This window comes from Pseudomonas sp. LSJ-87 (assembly GCF_032971465.1).
GTDB classification, from domain to species: Bacteria; Pseudomonadota; Gammaproteobacteria; order Pseudomonadales; family Pseudomonadaceae; genus Aquipseudomonas; species Aquipseudomonas putida_Z.
The window spans coordinates 96,720-112,157 of record NZ_JAWJYQ010000015.1; the positions used below are offsets into that span (position 1 = coordinate 96,720).

The 15,438-nt window shown below is 63.3% G+C and carries 12 protein-coding genes and 5 tRNA genes; all 17 read right to left on the bottom strand.

The features are described 5' to 3' along the window. Nucleotides 1–4 precede the first annotated feature (4 nt). Nucleotides 5–81: transfer RNA gene (locus RYH74_RS10505), tRNA-Asp, on the bottom strand. 141 nt (nt 82–222) lie between these two features. Beyond that, nucleotides 223–299, bottom strand: a tRNA-Asp gene (locus RYH74_RS10510). Nucleotides 300–398: 99 nt separating this feature from the next. Then, nucleotides 399–475 (bottom strand) — tRNA-Asp (locus RYH74_RS10515). Nucleotides 476–616: 141 nt separating this feature from the next. Next, nucleotides 617–693: transfer RNA gene (locus RYH74_RS10520), tRNA-Asp, on the bottom strand. 66 nt (nt 694–759) lie between these two features. Further along, a tRNA-Val gene (locus RYH74_RS10525) sits at nt 760–835 on the bottom strand. A 240-nt stretch (nt 836–1,075) separates the two neighbouring features. After that, a complete protein-coding gene (locus tag RYH74_RS10530; protein WP_075044161.1) occupies nt 1,076–1,849 on the bottom strand; it encodes an SDR family oxidoreductase in 774 nt (257 codons plus the stop codon). Then, nucleotides 1,846–3,057: an O-succinylhomoserine sulfhydrylase gene (locus RYH74_RS10535; RefSeq protein ID WP_025338247.1), complete on the bottom strand. Its 1,212-nt coding sequence runs from the start codon at nt 3,055–3,057 to the stop codon at nt 1,846–1,848. The genes RYH74_RS10530 and RYH74_RS10535 overlap by 4 nt, the downstream gene beginning before the upstream one ends. A gap of 16 nt (nt 3,058–3,073) precedes the next feature. Then, nucleotides 3,074–4,579 carry an amidophosphoribosyltransferase gene (gene purF, locus RYH74_RS10540; RefSeq protein WP_025338246.1) on the bottom strand — a complete coding sequence of 502 codons (1,506 nt, stop codon included), beginning with the start codon at nt 4,577–4,579 and terminating at the stop codon, nt 3,074–3,076. A gap of 42 nt (nt 4,580–4,621) precedes the next feature. Then, nucleotides 4,622–5,179 carry a CvpA family protein gene (locus tag RYH74_RS10545; RefSeq protein WP_013971612.1) on the bottom strand — a complete coding sequence of 186 codons (558 nt, stop codon included), beginning with the start codon at nt 5,177–5,179 and terminating at the stop codon, nt 4,622–4,624. Between the two features lie 284 nt (nt 5,180–5,463). Further along, nucleotides 5,464–6,135 (bottom strand): SPOR domain-containing protein, encoded by a 672-nt coding sequence (locus tag RYH74_RS10550; RefSeq protein WP_085664942.1) that lies wholly within the window; start codon nt 6,133–6,135, stop codon nt 5,464–5,466. After that, entirely contained in the window at nt 6,119–7,426 is a 1,308-nt protein-coding gene (gene folC, locus RYH74_RS10555; RefSeq protein ID WP_317409364.1) for a bifunctional tetrahydrofolate synthase/dihydrofolate synthase, read from the bottom strand. The genes RYH74_RS10550 and folC overlap by 17 nt, the downstream gene beginning before the upstream one ends. After that, nucleotides 7,426–8,319: an acetyl-CoA carboxylase, carboxyltransferase subunit beta gene (gene accD / locus RYH74_RS10560; protein ID WP_025338243.1), complete on the bottom strand. Its 894-nt coding sequence runs from the start codon at nt 8,317–8,319 to the stop codon at nt 7,426–7,428. The genes folC and accD overlap by 1 nt, the downstream gene beginning before the upstream one ends. Before the next feature lie 222 nt (nt 8,320–8,541). After that, complete coding sequence (locus tag RYH74_RS10565; protein ID WP_075044158.1) at nt 8,542–9,162, bottom strand: phosphoribosylanthranilate isomerase; 621 nt, start codon at nt 9,160–9,162, stop codon at nt 8,542–8,544. Nucleotides 9,163–9,223: 61 nt separating this feature from the next. Beyond that, entirely contained in the window at nt 9,224–10,084 is an 861-nt protein-coding gene (gene truA / locus RYH74_RS10570; RefSeq protein ID WP_025338241.1) for a tRNA pseudouridine(38-40) synthase TruA, read from the bottom strand. 193 nt (nt 10,085–10,277) lie between these two features. Next, a complete protein-coding gene (locus RYH74_RS10575; RefSeq protein ID WP_317409365.1) occupies nt 10,278–13,001 on the bottom strand; it encodes a FimV/HubP family polar landmark protein in 2,724 nt (907 codons plus the stop codon). Between the two features lie 71 nt (nt 13,002–13,072). Next, nucleotides 13,073–14,077 (bottom strand): aspartate-semialdehyde dehydrogenase, encoded by a 1,005-nt coding sequence (locus tag RYH74_RS10580; RefSeq protein ID WP_317409366.1) that lies wholly within the window; start codon nt 14,075–14,077, stop codon nt 13,073–13,075. A gap of 79 nt (nt 14,078–14,156) precedes the next feature. After that, on the bottom strand, nt 14,157–14,975 hold the full coding sequence (locus RYH74_RS10585) for a hypothetical protein (protein WP_317409367.1): 819 nt from the start codon (nt 14,973–14,975) through the stop codon (nt 14,157–14,159). Between the last annotated feature and the right edge of the window lie 463 nt (nt 14,976–15,438).

Here is a 15,438-nt window from a genome sequence, read left to right on the forward strand (position 1 = left end):
AAGATGGCGCAGCGGACGGGACTCGAACCCGCGACCCCCGGCGTGACAGGCCGGTATTCTAACCGACTGAACTACCGCTGCGTATCATTCAGGCTTGCGCCCGATTGAAACCTGGGTCTACCCTTCCGGCGCGATGGCCTCAGGACAGGCACAAAAAAAGCGATAACGTGATCGCTTCTCTTGTGTTTGCTTCAAGGTGTTCAAGGGACCTTGAAACGAAGATGGCGCAGCGGACGGGACTCGAACCCGCGACCCCCGGCGTGACAGGCCGGTATTCTAACCGACTGAACTACCGCTGCGTATCGTTCAGGCTTTCGCCCGATTGAAACTGGGATCAGCCCAAGGCGTTTGCCTTGTGGCTTCAGACCGGTGCCAGGCACCCATCTGTTACTTAAAAATGGCGCAGCGGACGGGACTCGAACCCGCGACCCCCGGCGTGACAGGCCGGTATTCTAACCGACTGAACTACCGCTGCGCAGCATTCAGGCTTGCGCCCGATTGAAACCTGGGTCTACCCTTCCGGCGCGATGGCCTCAGGACAGGCACAAAAAAAGCGATAACGTGATCGCTTCTCTTGTGTTTGCTTCAAGGTGTTCAAGGGACCTTGAAACGAAGATGGCGCAGCGGACGGGACTCGAACCCGCGACCCCCGGCGTGACAGGCCGGTATTCTAACCGACTGAACTACCGCTGCGCAGTGCGTTCCTCTCTGGCTATCGGCTTCTTGCGAAACCCGAAGCACCAGGAACATCTCAGGAAGTGGTGGGTGATGACGGGATCGAACCGCCGACCCTCTGCTTGTAAGGCAGATGCTCTCCCGGCTGAGCTAATCACCCTCGCGATGTTGCTTGTTGCGTTTGCTTCGCTGAGGCCGCGAAATTTACGCAGGTGGCGAAGCTAAGTCAATAGCCCCATTGAATTTTTTTCAGAAAAGAGCAAAAGCGGTGCGGTTGCCTGTGGCGGCCTCTTCGCGGGTAAACCCGCTCCCACAGGTAGTGCACAGGCCTTGAGAACTGCGCAGTACCTGTGGGAGCGGGTTTACCCGCGAAGAGGCCAGTACGGGATATGCAAAAGGCTCAGGTGTAGATCATCTTGCGGGTCATGCCACCATCGACCACGAACTCCTGGCCGGTGACGAACGCCGCTTGCCGAGACAACAGCCAGGCGACCATGGCCGCCACGTCTTCCACCGTCCCTACCCTGCCCGTCGGGTGCTGGGCATGGTCCGCCTCGGTCAACGGCTCGGCACGGCGCTGTGACGGGTCACGGGCATCGATCCAGCCCGGGCTCACCGCATTGACGCGGATCTCCGGGCCCAGGCTCATGGCCAGGGCATGGGTCAAGGCCACCAGGCCGCCCTTGCTCGCCGCGTAGGCCTCGGTATCGGGCTCGGACTGTCGCGCTCGGGTGGAGGTGAGATTGACGATCGCCCCGTTGTGCGCACGCAGGTACGGCGCACAATGCTTGGCCAGCAACATCGGGCCGTTGAGGTTGACCGCCAGCACCCGGTTCCACTGCGCCAGGCTCAGGCTTTCGAGGGTCTGGTTGTGCGGATTGGCGATGGCCGCATTGCACACCAGCGCGTCCAGGCGGCCAAACTGCCCCAGCACCTCGGACACCCCGGCGCTGACCTGGGCCTCGTCGGCAACGTCCATGGTAATGAACCAGGCATTGTCACCCAGGGCCTTGGCCACCTTGGCGCCGCGCTGGCGGTCAAGGTCGCTGAGCACCACCTGCCAGCCTTCGCAGATCAACCAGGCGGCAATGCCCAGGCCGATGCCGCGCGCGGCACCGGTCACCAGGGCTACCCGGCCGTTATGGCCGGGCGTACCGCCGCGGATTTCGATCACAGTGCCGCCAACCCACGCGCCAGGTCGGCCTGCAGGTCGGCCACATCCTCCAGGCCCACGGCAACGCGGATCAGGCTGTCGCGGATGCCGGCGGCTTCACGTTCCTGCGGCGTCAGACGACCGTGGGAGGTGGTGGCCGGGTGGGCGATGGTGGTCTTGCTGTCACCCAGGTTGGTGGTGATGGAAATCACCCGGGTAGCGTCGATGAAGCGCCAGGCGCCCTCTTTGCCACCCTTGACCTCGAAGCTGACCACCGCACCGAAGCCACTCATCTGGCGCTTGGCCAGTTCGTGCTGCGGGTGGCTCGGCAGGCCGGCGTAATGCACCTTCTCCACGCCCTCCTGCTGCTCCAGCCACTCGGCCAGTACCTGGGCGCTTTCGCAGTGCGCACGCATGCGCAGGCGCAGGGTTTCCAGGCCCTTGGTGAAGATCCAGGCGTTGAACGGGCTGAGGGTGGGGCCTGCGGTACGCAGGAAGCCCACCACTTCTTTCATCTGCTCGGCACGGCCGGCAACCACGCCACCCATGCAGCGGCCCTGGCCGTCGATGAACTTGGTGGCCGAGTGGAACACGATGTCGGCACCCAGCTTCAGCGGCTGCTGCAGCGCCGGAGTGCTGAAGCAGTTGTCCACCACCAGCATGGCACCGTGGGCATGGGCGATTTCGCTGAGGGCGGTGATATCGACCAGCTCGGCCAGCGGGTTGGACGGCGACTCGACGATCAGCAGCTTGGTATTGGCCTTGATGGCCTTTTCCCAGCCGGCGAGGTCGACCAGTGGCACGTAGTCCACCTGCACGCCAAAGCGCTTGAAGTACTTCTCGAACAGGCTGATGGTCGAGCCGAACACGCTCTGCGACACCAGCACATGGTCACCGGCACTGCACAGCGACATCACCACGGCGAGGATCGCCGCCATGCCGGTGGAGGTGCCCACGGCCTGCTCGGCGCCTTCCATGGCCGCCAGGCGCTCCTCGAAAGCACGCACAGACGGGTTGGTGTAGCGCGAATAGACGTTGCCCGGCGTTTCGCCGGCAAAGCGCGCGGCGGCATCGGCAGCCGTGCGGAACACATAGCTGGAGGTCAGGAACAGCGCTTCGCTGTGCTCGGCCTCCGGTGTACGGTTTTGACCGGCGCGCACCGCCAGGGTGTCGAAACCGACACCCTCGAGGTCACTGTCCAGTCGTCCGGCATCCCATTGATCCGTCATGCCGTCACTCCCGAAATCAGTTGTTGTAGAGGTCGATGATCGCGCTGACCGCCTGGTTCTTGACCTTGGCCAGGTCGTTACGAGCCTGCTCGATACGGTCGAGGTAGGCTTCGTCGATATCGCCGGTGACGTACTCACCGTTGAATACCGCGCAATCGAAGTGGTCGATCTTGATCTTGCCGCCACCGACCGAGTCGATCAGGTCCGGCAGGTCCTGGTAGACCAGCCAGTCGGCGCCAATCAACTCGGCCACTTGTTCGGTGGTACGGTTGTGGGCGATCAGTTCGTGGACACTCGGCATGTCGATGCCGTAGACGTTGGGGTAGCGCACCGCAGGGGCTGCGGAGCAGAAGTAAACGTTCTTGGCACCGGCTTCGCGAGCCATCTGGATGATCTGCTTGCAGGTGGTGCCGCGCACGATCGAGTCGTCCACCAGCATCACGTTCTTGCCGCGGAACTCCAGCTCGATGGCATTGAGCTTCTGGCGTACCGATTTCTTGCGCGCGGCCTGGCCGGGCATGATGAAGGTACGGCCGATGTAGCGGTTCTTGACGAAACCTTCGCGGAACTTGACGCCCAGGCGGTTGGCCAGTTCCAGGGCCGCGGTGCGGCTGGTGTCCGGGATCGGGATGACCACGTCGATGTCGTGCTCGGGGCGCTCGCGCATGATCTTGTCGGCCAGTTTTTCACCCATGCGCAGACGGGCCTTGTACACCGACACGCCATCCATGATCGAGTCCGGGCGGGCCAGGTAGACATGCTCGAAGATGCACGGTTGCAGCTTCGGTGCTTCGGCGCACTGCTTGGTGTACAGCTGGCCTTCTTCAGTGATGTATACCGCTTCGCCCGGCGCCAGGTCGCGGATCAGGGTGAAGCCGAGCACGTCCAGGGCCACGCTTTCCGAGGCGATCATGTATTCCACGCCTTCGTCGGTGTGACGCTGGCCGAACACCACCGGGCGGATGCCGTTGGGGTCACGGAAGCCGACGATGCCGTAGCCAGTGATCATCGCCACCACGGCGTAACCGCCGACGCAGCGGCTGTGCACGTGGGAAACCGCGGCGAACACGTCTTCTTCGGTCGGCTGCAGCTTGCCACGCACCGCCAGCTCATGGGCGAACACGTTCAGCAGTACTTCCGAGTCGGAGTTGGTGTTGACGTGGCGCAGGTCGGACTCGTAGATCTCCTTGGCCAGCTGCTCGACGTTGGTCAGGTTGCCGTTGTGTGCCAGGGTGATGCCGTATGGCGAGTTGACGTAGAACGGCTGGGCCTCGGCCGAGGTCGAGCTGCCCGCAGTCGGGTAGCGCACGTGGCCGATGCCGATGTTGCCGACCAGGCGCTGCATGTGGCGCTGCTGGAACACGTCGCGCACCAGGCCATTATCCTTGCGCAGGAACAACCGGCCGTCATGGCTGGTCACGATACCGGCAGCGTCCTGGCCGCGGTGCTGGAGGACCGTAAGCGCGTCATACAGCGCCTGATTGACGTTCGACTTACCGACGATACCGACGATGCCACACATGCGACGCAACCCCTACTTTGACGAAACTTGAGTGAATAGCGCTCAGGGCTTTGCCGGCCCGAGCAACTGTTCCTTGAACGGAAGATCAGCTGGAGTGCCGATCAGCCCACTGGGTGTCCACTGGCCGGTAAAACCCAGGATCAGGTTTTTCGACCAGTCGGCGACCAAGAGAAATTGTGGTATCAGGCGTGATTCCTGCCACCAGGTGTCCTGTTGAACCGGCCCCAGGCTGATCAGCCCGATGGCCACCACCACCAGCAAGGCCCCGCGCGCGGCGCCGAAGGCCATGCCCAGGAAACGATCGGTACCGGACAGCCCGGTCACGCGGATCAGCTCGCCGATGAGGAAGTTGATCATGGCCCCCACCAGCAAGGTGGCGACGAAAAGAATGGCGCAGCCGGCGATGACGCGCATCGACGGCGTCTGAATGTAGCTTTCAAGATACACCGAGAGCGAACCACCGAACATCCAGGCAACCGCACCGGCAATGATCCAGATGAGCAAGGACAAGGCTTCCTTGACGAAGCCGCGCTTGAGACTGATCAGTGTGGAGACGGCGATGATCGCGATGATCGCCCAATCAACCAAGGTAAATGCCACGGTGCTGCCTGCAGACGTTTGAGGCGGCGCATTTTAACAGAGCGGCGGGCTGGGAGTAAGCGGAATGTCAGGTGATTAGCGCTACCCGGGCTTACGCGATCATTGTGGGAGCGGCCTTGTGTCGCGAAAGGGCCGCAAAGCGGCCCCGGCGATTCTGGCTGTGTCGTTGAGATCCTGGGGCCGCTTCGCGGCCCTTTCGCGACACAAGGCCGCTCCCACATGGACCGCGCCGCTGCAAGACCTATACAGAACCCGCGAATGAGCGGCAAAGCCGCCCCGGGTTATCAGCTGCGCTCAGGCTGGAAGCGCACCACGAAGCCCTTGAGGCTGTTCTGGCGGTTGATGGCGTCGCGCACGCGCTCGGCCTCGGCCCGCTCGATCAGCGGCCCCACGTACACCCGGTTCATGCCACCCGCCGAGCGGATATAGGCGTTGTAACCCTGGCTACGCAAGGTTTGCTGCAGCTTTTCGGCCCCGGCACGGTTGGACAGGCTGGCCAACTGGATCGACCAGCTGACCGGCAGGCCGTTGACGTCGATCTTCGATGGCGCCGCCGGCGCGGCCGGCTTGGCTGCCGGCTGAGGCTCGACCTTGGCCACGGGCGCCTGCGGCTTGACGGGCTGAGGCTGAGGCTGGGGCTGCACCTGCACCTGAGGCTGGGTCTGCGGTGACGGTGTAATCGGCTGGCTGGGCGCGCTCGCCGGCGCGGTGGACTCGTCCACCACCACCGGTGGCTGTTGCGGCTCCTGCGCAATGGCCTGCGGCTCCGGCACGGCGACCGGCTCCACCTTCACTTCCGGCAGGCTTGGCATGGCCGGCGCCTGCGGGGCCTCGACGCGCACCTGACGCATCTCGTCCTCGCGGGTGAACAGCATCGGCAGGAAAATCACCGCCAGCGCCACCAGCACCAACGCACCCACCATGCGCTGTTTCATCCCTTTATCCAGCACTGCCATCTACTCCACCCTCCTGGGCGTGCCGCTCCAGCCATTCCAGTGCCTGGGCAACACAGAAAAACGAACCGAACAGCAAAATCTGGTCATCCGCCGTTGCCTGCGCGCATTGCCCTTCAAGGGCAGCATCGACGCTGGCATAAGACTTCACCGCGGCGCCGACGTTCGTCAAGGCCGTGGCCAGCTCCGCAGCCGGGCGGCTGCGCGGGGTATCCAGTGGCGCCACTGCCCAGTCGTCGACCAGCCCCTGCAGCGGCGCGACAACACCGTCCAGGTCCTTGTCGGCGAGCAGGCCGAACACCGCCAGGCGGCGCCCCTTCAGCGGCCGGGCCGCCAGGCGCCGGGCCAGGTACTCCGCGGCGTGCGGGTTGTGCCCGACGTCCAGCAACAGTTCCACCGACTTGCCCTGCCAGTTCAGCAGGCGACGGTCGAGGCGACCCGTGATGCGGGTATCCAGCAGCGCCTGGCGAATCTGCCCGGGGTCCCAGGGCAGGCCCATCAGCAGGTAGGCCTGCAGGGCCAGCGTGGCGTTTTCCATGGGCAGGTCGAGCAAAGGCAGGCCACGCAGCTCTACCTGCGCACCATCAGCCGCAGTACCCCGCCAGTTCCAGCTGCCATCGACACTGGCCAGGTCGAAGTCACGACCACGCAGAAACAGCGGCGCAGCCAGTTCGGCGGCCTTGTCCAGCAGCGGCTGGGGCGGATCCAGGTCACCGCACAGTGCCGGCTTGCCCTGACGGAAGATGCCGGCCTTCTCGAAGGCCACCAGCTCGCGGGTATCACCCAGGTAATCGACATGGTCGACGCCGATGCTGGTCACCAGGGCCAGGTCGGCATCCACCACGTTCACGGTGTCCAGGCGACCACCAAGGCCCACTTCCAGTACCACGGCATCCAGCTGCGACTGGTAGAACAACCAGAACGCGGCCAGGGTGCCCATCTCGAAGTAGGTCAGGGAAATATCGCCCCGCGCCGCCTCGACGGCGGCGAAGGCTTCGCACAGGGCCTCATCGCTGGCCTCTTGGCCATCGATCAGCACCCGCTCGTTGTAACGCAACAGGTGCGGCGAGCTGTACACGCCGACCTTGAGCCCCTGGGCGCGCAGCAGCGAGGCCACGAAGGCGCAGGTCGAGCCCTTGCCGTTGGTGCCGGTCACCGTCACCACGCGTGGCGCCAGCTTGCCCAGCGCCAGCCGGGCAAGCACCTTCTGCGAACGCTCCAGGCCCATGTCGATGGCCGAGGGGTGCAACTGCTCGAGGTAGGCGAGCCATTCGCCCAGGGATCGTTGTTTCATCACGCGACGGCAGCCGCCTCACGCGCTTGCTCCGGGGTTTCCTGGCCGGTCATCTGCGCCAGCAGGCGGGCCAGACGCGGGCGCAGCTCGCCACGGGAGATGATCAGGTCGATGGCGCCGTGCTCCAGCAGGAACTCGCTGCGCTGGAAGCCTTCCGGCAGCTTCTCGCGCACGGTCTGCTCGATCACGCGCGGGCCGGCGAAGCCGATCAGTGCCTTCGGCTCGCCGACGATCACGTCACCGAGCATGGCCAGGCTGGCGGAAACACCACCGTACACAGGGTCGGTCAGTACCGAGATGAACGGGATGCCTTCTTCGCGCAGGCGCGCCAGCACGGCCGAGGTCTTGGCCATCTGCATCAGCGAGATCAGCGCTTCCTGCATGCGTGCACCGCCCGAAGCGGAGAAGCAGACCATCGGGCAGCGGTGCTCCAGGGCATAGTTGGCCGCGCGCACGAAGCGCTCGCCGACGATGGCACCCATGGAACCGCCCATGAACGAGAACTCGAAGGCGCTGACCACGATCGGCATGCCCATCAGGGTGCCGCTCATGGAGATCAGGGCGTCCTTCTCGCCGGTCTGCTTCTGCGCGCCGGTCAGGCGGTCCTTGTACTTCTTGCCATCACGGAACTTCAGGCGGTCGACCGGCTCCAGGTCGGCGCCCAGTTCGGCACGGCCATCGGCGTCGAGGAAGATGTCGATGCGCGCACGTGCGCCGATGCGCATGTGGTGGTTGCACTTGGGGCAGACATCCAGGGTCTTTTCCAGCTCCGGACGATACAGCACGGCCTCGCAGGCCGGGCACTTGTGCCACAGGCCTTCAGGCACCGAGCTCTTCTTCACCTCGGAACGCATGATCGAAGGGATCAGTTTGTCGACTAACCAGTTGCTCATGCTTTCTTTCTCCAGTATTGGCAGGCGTGGGCCGGTGTCGCCGGCCCTGCCCTGCCCTTGAGCTCAAAATCTTTTATGAAACGATGATGGACCGGCCGCCGGGACTTCCCGCGCGCCACCCCACCGCTAATGTGTTGTCTTGCCGCCACAGGCGCAGGCGGCTGCCCCGCAGGGCTGCGAAAGCTATGGACGATGGCGCGCAGCCAGCCGTCACATCTGCCATCACGCCTGTTTCACCGCATGCATGAATGCCTCGATCTTCGCCGCGTCCTTGATGCCCTTGGCTTGTTCCACGCCGCCACTGACATCCACCGCGTACGGCCGCACCTGGGCGATGGCCTGGCCGACATTGTCGGCAGACAACCCGCCCGCCAGGATGATCGGCTTGCTCAGGCGCGCCGGCACCAGCGACCAGTCGAACGCTTCACCGGTGCCTCCGGGTACGCCTGGCACATAGGTGTCCAGCAGAATGCCGCGGGCACCGGCGTAAAGCTGGCAGGCCGCCTCCAGGTTGTCGCCCGGGCGCACGCGCAGGGCCTTGATCCAGGGGCGGTGGTAGCCTTCGCAGTCCTGCGGGGTTTCATCGCCGTGGAACTGTAGCAGGTCCAGCGGAACCACTTCGAGGATCTCGTTCAGCTCGCAGCGCGAAGCGTTGACGAACAGCCCGACCGTGGTCACGAACGGTGGCAGCTCGGCGATGATCGCCCGCGCCTGGCGCACGTCCACGGCGCGCGGGCTCTTGGCATAGAAGACGAGGCCGATGGCATCGGCGCCCGCTTCGGCAGCGGCCAGTGCGTCTTCGATGCGGGTAATCCCGCAGATCTTGCTGCGAACATTGCTCATGGACAGCGAACCCTGCTTGTTACGGTGAAAGGCCGGATGTTAGCAAATGACTTTTCGCCCGTCAGTCTGCCAATGCCTCGTAGCCGGTCAAAAAGTGTGGGCCGATGTAACGCTTGGGCAGCGCGTATTCCTCGGGGTACTCCACCTGCACCAGGTAGAGCCCGTACGGGTGCGCCGTTACCCCGCCTTCGCGGCGGTTGCGCCCCTCCAGCACCTCACGCGCCCAGGTGACCGGGCGTTCTCCGGCACCAATGGTCATCAGTACACCGGCAATGTTACGCACCATGTGGTGCAGGAAGGCCGTGGCGCGCACATCCAGCACGATCATCTGGCCATGGCGGGTGACGCGCAGGTGGTAGATGTGCTTGATCGGCGACTTGGCCTGGCACTGGCTGGCGCGGAAGGCACTGAAGTCATGGGTACCGAGCAGGTACTGCGCGGCTTCGGCCATGCGTTCGACATCCAGCGGGCGGTGGTTCCAGGTGACTTCTTCGGCCAGGTGTGCCGGGCGGATCGGGTCGTTGTAGATGACGTAGCGGTAACGCCGGGCGCAGGCCTTGAAGCGGGCATGGAAGTCGGCCGGCATCGGCCGCGACCAGACCACGCTGATGTCATGGGGCAGGTTGAAGTTGGTGCCCATGGTCCAGGCGCGTTCGTCGCGCACGGCGCGGGTGTCGAAGTGCACGATCTGCCCGCAGCCATGCACGCCGGCGTCGGTGCGCCCGGCGCAGATTACCGAGATCGGCTCGTTGGCCACCTTGGACAGGGCCTGCTCCAGGGCCTGCTGGACACTGGGCACGCCACTGGCCTGGCGCTGCCAGCCACGATAGCGCGCGCCTTTGTATTCCACGCCCAGGGCGATGCGGGAGTAGCCTTCGGCCGCGGACTCGGCGGCGGCGGTGTCGATGATGTCCAAGAGCATGAAACCTGTGGGGTGTACGGAATGGCGGGGATTATAACGACAACGGCAGCCGTGTAGGGCTGCCGTTGAATATGCACTGCCTTTCAGGGCCTCTTCGCGGGTAAACCCGCTCCCACAGGGCCCGCACAGAATTCGGACCTGTGATGAACCTGTGGGAGCGGGTTTACCCGCGAAGAGGCCGGCCCTGCTTGCATCAGACCAGCCGGGAGAGCATGTCCTCGGCTTCCTGACGCTGGCTGTCGTCGCCATCCTTGACCACTTCATCAAGGATGTCGCGCGCGCCCTGGTTGTCGCCCATGTCGATATAGGCGCGGGCCAGGTCAAGCTTGGTGGCCACTTCGTCGCTACCGGAGAAGAAGTCGAAGTCCAGGTCGTCCAGTGGCTCGAGCTCTGGCTGGGCAGCCGCGTCCTCGCTGGTGAAGTGCGGCTCCAGCGACGGCGATTCGAGGCTCTGCGACAGCTTGTCCAGTTCGGCGTTGACGTCGTTCAGCTCCGAGGCAAAGCTCTTGGCTGCCGGCGAATCGTCTTCCAGCGACAGCGAAAGATCGAAGTCGGACGGCAGGTCGAACTCGGAAAGCGGGTCGAACGCTGGCTCGCTGTCGAAGGCAGCCAGCTCGGCGGCGACATCCACCGGGGTTTCGTCGTCCGCAGCCGTGGCGGCCGGGACAACCGGTTCGCTGACGTCGAGGTCGAAGTCGGACAGGTCCACAGCGGGCTGTGGCTCGGCCTGGGCCAGCATGGCCTCGAACTCGGCGTCGGCGTCGGCCTGCAGCTCGGCGTCCACGGCAAACGGCTCGTCTTCCGGCTGAGCCGTTTCCAGCATCGGTTCATCCAGTACCGGCTCGTCGACGACAGGTTGCTGGGCCACCGATTCGTCCAGCAGCGGCGCCGCCAGCGGGTCTTGCTCGGGCAGGTCGTCACCCAGGCTCAGGTCGAAGGCACTGTCCAGGTCCTGCTCGTCCAGGCCCGGCGCATCGAGGGTCGGCACGTCATCGAAGGCATCCAGCTCAGCATCCAGATCAACTTCGGGCTCGAGCACTGCCTCAGGTTCCGCCTGGGCAACGGCCTCTGGTTCAACCGCCACCTCTGGCTCGAATGCCAGCTCTTCCTCGGGTGCCACGTCGGCAACCACTGGCGTTTCAGGCTGATCCTGCATCAGCTCCTGCACGTACTGCTCGTCCATTTCGGCAGCCAGGGCCGCCGCGCCCAGGCCGGCAGCGGCCAGGCCGAGCATGGCCGGGTAGCGCTCTTTCAGCCCGGCAACCGCTGCACTGTTCGGCTCGCTGGCCGGCAGCTTGCGTTCCTGCTCGACGAACGCGCTCTGGTCACCCTGGCGGGCGTACACATCCATCAGTTTCAGGCGCAGGTCGTCACGCTGCGGCGCGGCGGCCACGGCAGGCTCCAGCAGGTCGGTAGCGCGGTTCAGGCGGCCTTCGGCCACGCATTGCTCGACCTCCGCCAGCAGCGCGGCGTGGGGGTCGGCTTGCGGTTCAGGTTGCGCTTCGACGGCGGGCGCCGATGTTTTTTCCGCGGCGGTGGCGGCGGCAGCCGAAGCGGCGACCACGGCCGGCGACAGGGTCACGCTCGGGGCCGAGACCTCGACGCCATCGAAGCTTGCGCTATCGCTGTCGAAGCCTGCGCCCTGCTCTTCTTCCAGCGCCCGCGCCATGCGCAGGTGCTTTTCAGCCTCCTGCTGGGCCTTGCGCTTGCGCGCCAGCAGCAACAGCAGAAGCAGCAGTACGAGGAAGGCACTACCGGCAATCAGCCCAAGCAGCAGCGGGTTGCCCATGATTTCGTCGACCATGCTGCCAGGCTGGCCGGCAGGTGCGGCCTCGGCGGCGGGCGCCGGCTTGGGTGCGGTATCGACGGCGGCAGGCGCAGGCTTGGCGACCGGTTGGGCCGGCGCCGCCGCACCCTGGGCTTCAAGGCGGGCCAACTGGTTGTTCTTCAGCTCGATCAGACGCTGCAGCTTGTCCAGCTGGCTCTGCAGGTCGGCCATGCGGCTCTTGAGTTCTTCGTTGTCGCGACGGCTGGTGTCCAGGCTTTCCTGGGCCACCGCCAGCTTGTCGTTGAGGGCCTTGGCCTGGTCGGCACCGGCCTGGTTGCCCGGGCTGACCAGGCGCAGGTTGTCGCCCTGGGCGATACGCGCCGGTGCTGCCTCGGCGGCACCGCGACGGGTGGCGTCCAGCTGGCGGGCACGCGGGCCCAGGCGGCGGCCTTCACGCCAGGCGGCATACTGCTCGGCCACCTCAGCGGTCGCCTCGCCCTGCGCGATATTCTGGATCTGCTGCTGGTCGGGCAGGCGCAGCACCTGGCCAACCTTCAGCTGGTTGATGTTGTTGCCGATGAAGGCGTCCGGGTTCAGCGCCTGGATCGCGATCATGGTCTGCTGGATCGAACCACCCTGGGTGTTGCGCGCGGCAATCTGCCACAAGGTGTCGCGGCGTTGGGTGGTGTAGCTGCCGGCAGCGGTCACCGCTGGCGCGACATTGCCTGCCGCCGGCTTGTCGCCCTGGGCCTTGGCCTGGTCGAGCAGCACGCTGTAGTCACGCAGCAGGCGGCCTTGCGGCCACATCACCTGGACCAGGAACTTTACCACCGGTTCAGGCAGCGGCTGGCTGGAGGTAACCCGCAGCACGCTCTTGCCGTTGGGGTTGATCACCGGCGTGAAGGTGAGGTCTTCGAGGTACGTCGGCAGCGCCACCCCGGCCTTGCTGAACTCTTCCGGCGGCGCCAGGCTCGGCGCCACTTCGGCGGCGGTGAGGTCGCGCACGTCGAGCAGCTCGATCTCGGCATCCAGGGGCTGGTTCTGTGCCGACTTGAGGGTCAGCTCCCCCAGGCCCAGGGCATTCGCCATGCCCGACGACAGCGCCGATGCTGCAGCCATGGCCAGAACCAGTTTGCGAATTCGAAGCATGACCTCTTCCCTTGTATAAAGCGTCCTGAAACCTGCATGCGGAGCAGGACAATAGTGCTCGCCAGTATCTTTTACGGCATGTGTTTAATCAACAATTGCGCCACTTGCACGGCATTGAGCGCGGCGCCTTTGCGCACGTTGTCGGTGGTCAGCCAGAGGTTGAGTTGCTGGTCTTCATCAACACCGTGCCGTACACGACCAACATAGACCACGTCCTGGCCTACTGCGTCGCCTACCGGGGTCGGATAATCATCGCGCTCCACCAGTTCCACGCTGTCGGCCGCCTCGAGGGCCTGGTTGACAGCGTTCAGGTCAACCGGGCGACGGCTCTGCACCGCCACACTGAAGCTATCGCCGAAAAACACCGGGACTTGAACGCAGCTCACGGAAATCTTCAGTTCCGGCAGGCCCAGCAGCACACGCAGCTCGCTGACCAGGCGGTGCTCCAGGGCCGTGTGGCCTTGCTCATCGGCGGCTCCGACCTGGGCCAGCATGTTGAACGCCACCTGGCGATCGAAGAAGCGTGGCTCCAGGGGGCGGGCATTGAGCAGCTCGGCGGTTTGCCGGGCGAGTTCGTTGACCGCTTCACGGCCTTGTGCGGACACTGCCAGCGCGGCCATTACCTGCACCCGCTCGATATCCAGCAGGCCTTTGAGCGGTGCCAGTGCAACGGCCAGGGCAACTGCGGCCGAGCACGGGCTGACGATGCGGGCGGGCAATGCCAGGCTGGCCAGGCGTTCGGCGTTGGCTTCTGGCACCAGGGCGAGGGCGTCGTCCAGGCCAGCGGACAGGTCGATGACCGTGCAGCCTGCCTGCAGCGCCTTGCTGGCAAAGCTGCGGCTGACGGCGGCGCCTGCGGCGAAGAAGGCCAGCTTGACCTGGGCGAAGTCGAAGCTGTCCACTTCACGCACCTTCAGCTTCTTGCCAGCGAACATCACGCTGCTGCCCGCCGATTCCATGCTGGCCAGCAGGTGCAGGGTGGCGACCGGGAAATCCAGCTCTTCGAGGATCTGCACCAGGGCTTCACCGACGCTGCCGGTGGCGCCGACGACGGCGATGTCCAAAGGGTGTGTCATGGAAGGGATCCTTTTGCTGAAAACGGCGGGGGGCGGCACTTTACTCGGATTGTAGAGTTTTGTCTGTGCTGGCCCAAACCTAGAGCTGCGCTGCGCAGCTCTTGCTCTTGCTCTTGCTCTTGCTCTTGCTCTTGATCTTGATCTTGATCTTGATCTTGATCTTGATCTTGATCTTGATCTTGATCTTGATCTTGATCTTGATCTTGATCTTGATCTTGATCTTGATCTTGATCTTGATCTTGATCTTGATCTTGATCTTGATCTTGATCTTGATCTTGATCTTGATCTTGATCTTGATCTTGATCTTGATCTTGATCTTGATCTTGATCTTGATCTTGATCTTGATCTTGATCTTGATCTTGATCTTGATCTTGATCTTGATCTTGATCTTGATCTTGATCTTGATCTTGATCTTGATCTTGATCTTGATCTTGATCTTGATCTTGATCTTGATCTTGATCTTGATCTTGATCTTGATCTTGATCTTGATCTTGATCTTGATCTTGATCTTGATCTTGATCTTGATCTTGATCTTGATCTTGATCTTGATCTTGATCTTGATCTTGATCTTGATCTTGATCTTGATCTTGATCTTGATCTTGATCTTGATCTTGATCTTGATCTTGATCTTGATCTTGATCTTGATCTTGATCTTGATCTTGATCTTGATCTTGATCTTGATCTTGATCTTGATCTTGATCTTGATCTTGATCTTGATCTTGATCTTGATCTTGATCTTGATCTTGATCTTGATCTTGATCTTGATCTTGATCTTGATCTTGATCTTGATCTTGATCTTGATCTTGATCTTGATCTTGATCTTGATCTTGATCTTGATCTTGATCTTCGCGACTTCAGGAGGCCGAGCAGAGGGCTTGCGGAGGGAGGTGACGGGCATGGATGCCCGTCAAGCGCTGAGGCCCCATGGATGGGGCCTGCAGCGCGTACTCCCGGGAGCAAGACCGGCGCGAGGGAACCCCGTAGCGCAGCGGAGGGGCCGGATGATGGGAGCGCAGCGTTTTTTGGTTACTTTTTGCCGCGTTTGGCAAAAAGTGACTCGCCGTAAGGGCGAAAAGGTGAGTCAGCGTCGCCATCGCAAACGGACTGTTCGCCATATCAAAACCGTCGCTTAAAGCTTTTGGGCTTTTGGGCTTTTGGGCTTTTGGGATGTAGGCATTCACATCGAGTAGGCATTCATTCGCGATGGTGGCGCAAAGTCACCTTTCCGCCCTTACGGCGGGTCCCTTTTTGTCGTGGCAAAAAGGAACCAAAAACCGTCGGCTCCCATCATCCGGCCCCTACGCTGCGCTCCGGGGTCCCCTCGCTACGGGCCTGCTCCCGGGAGTACGCGCTGCAGGCCC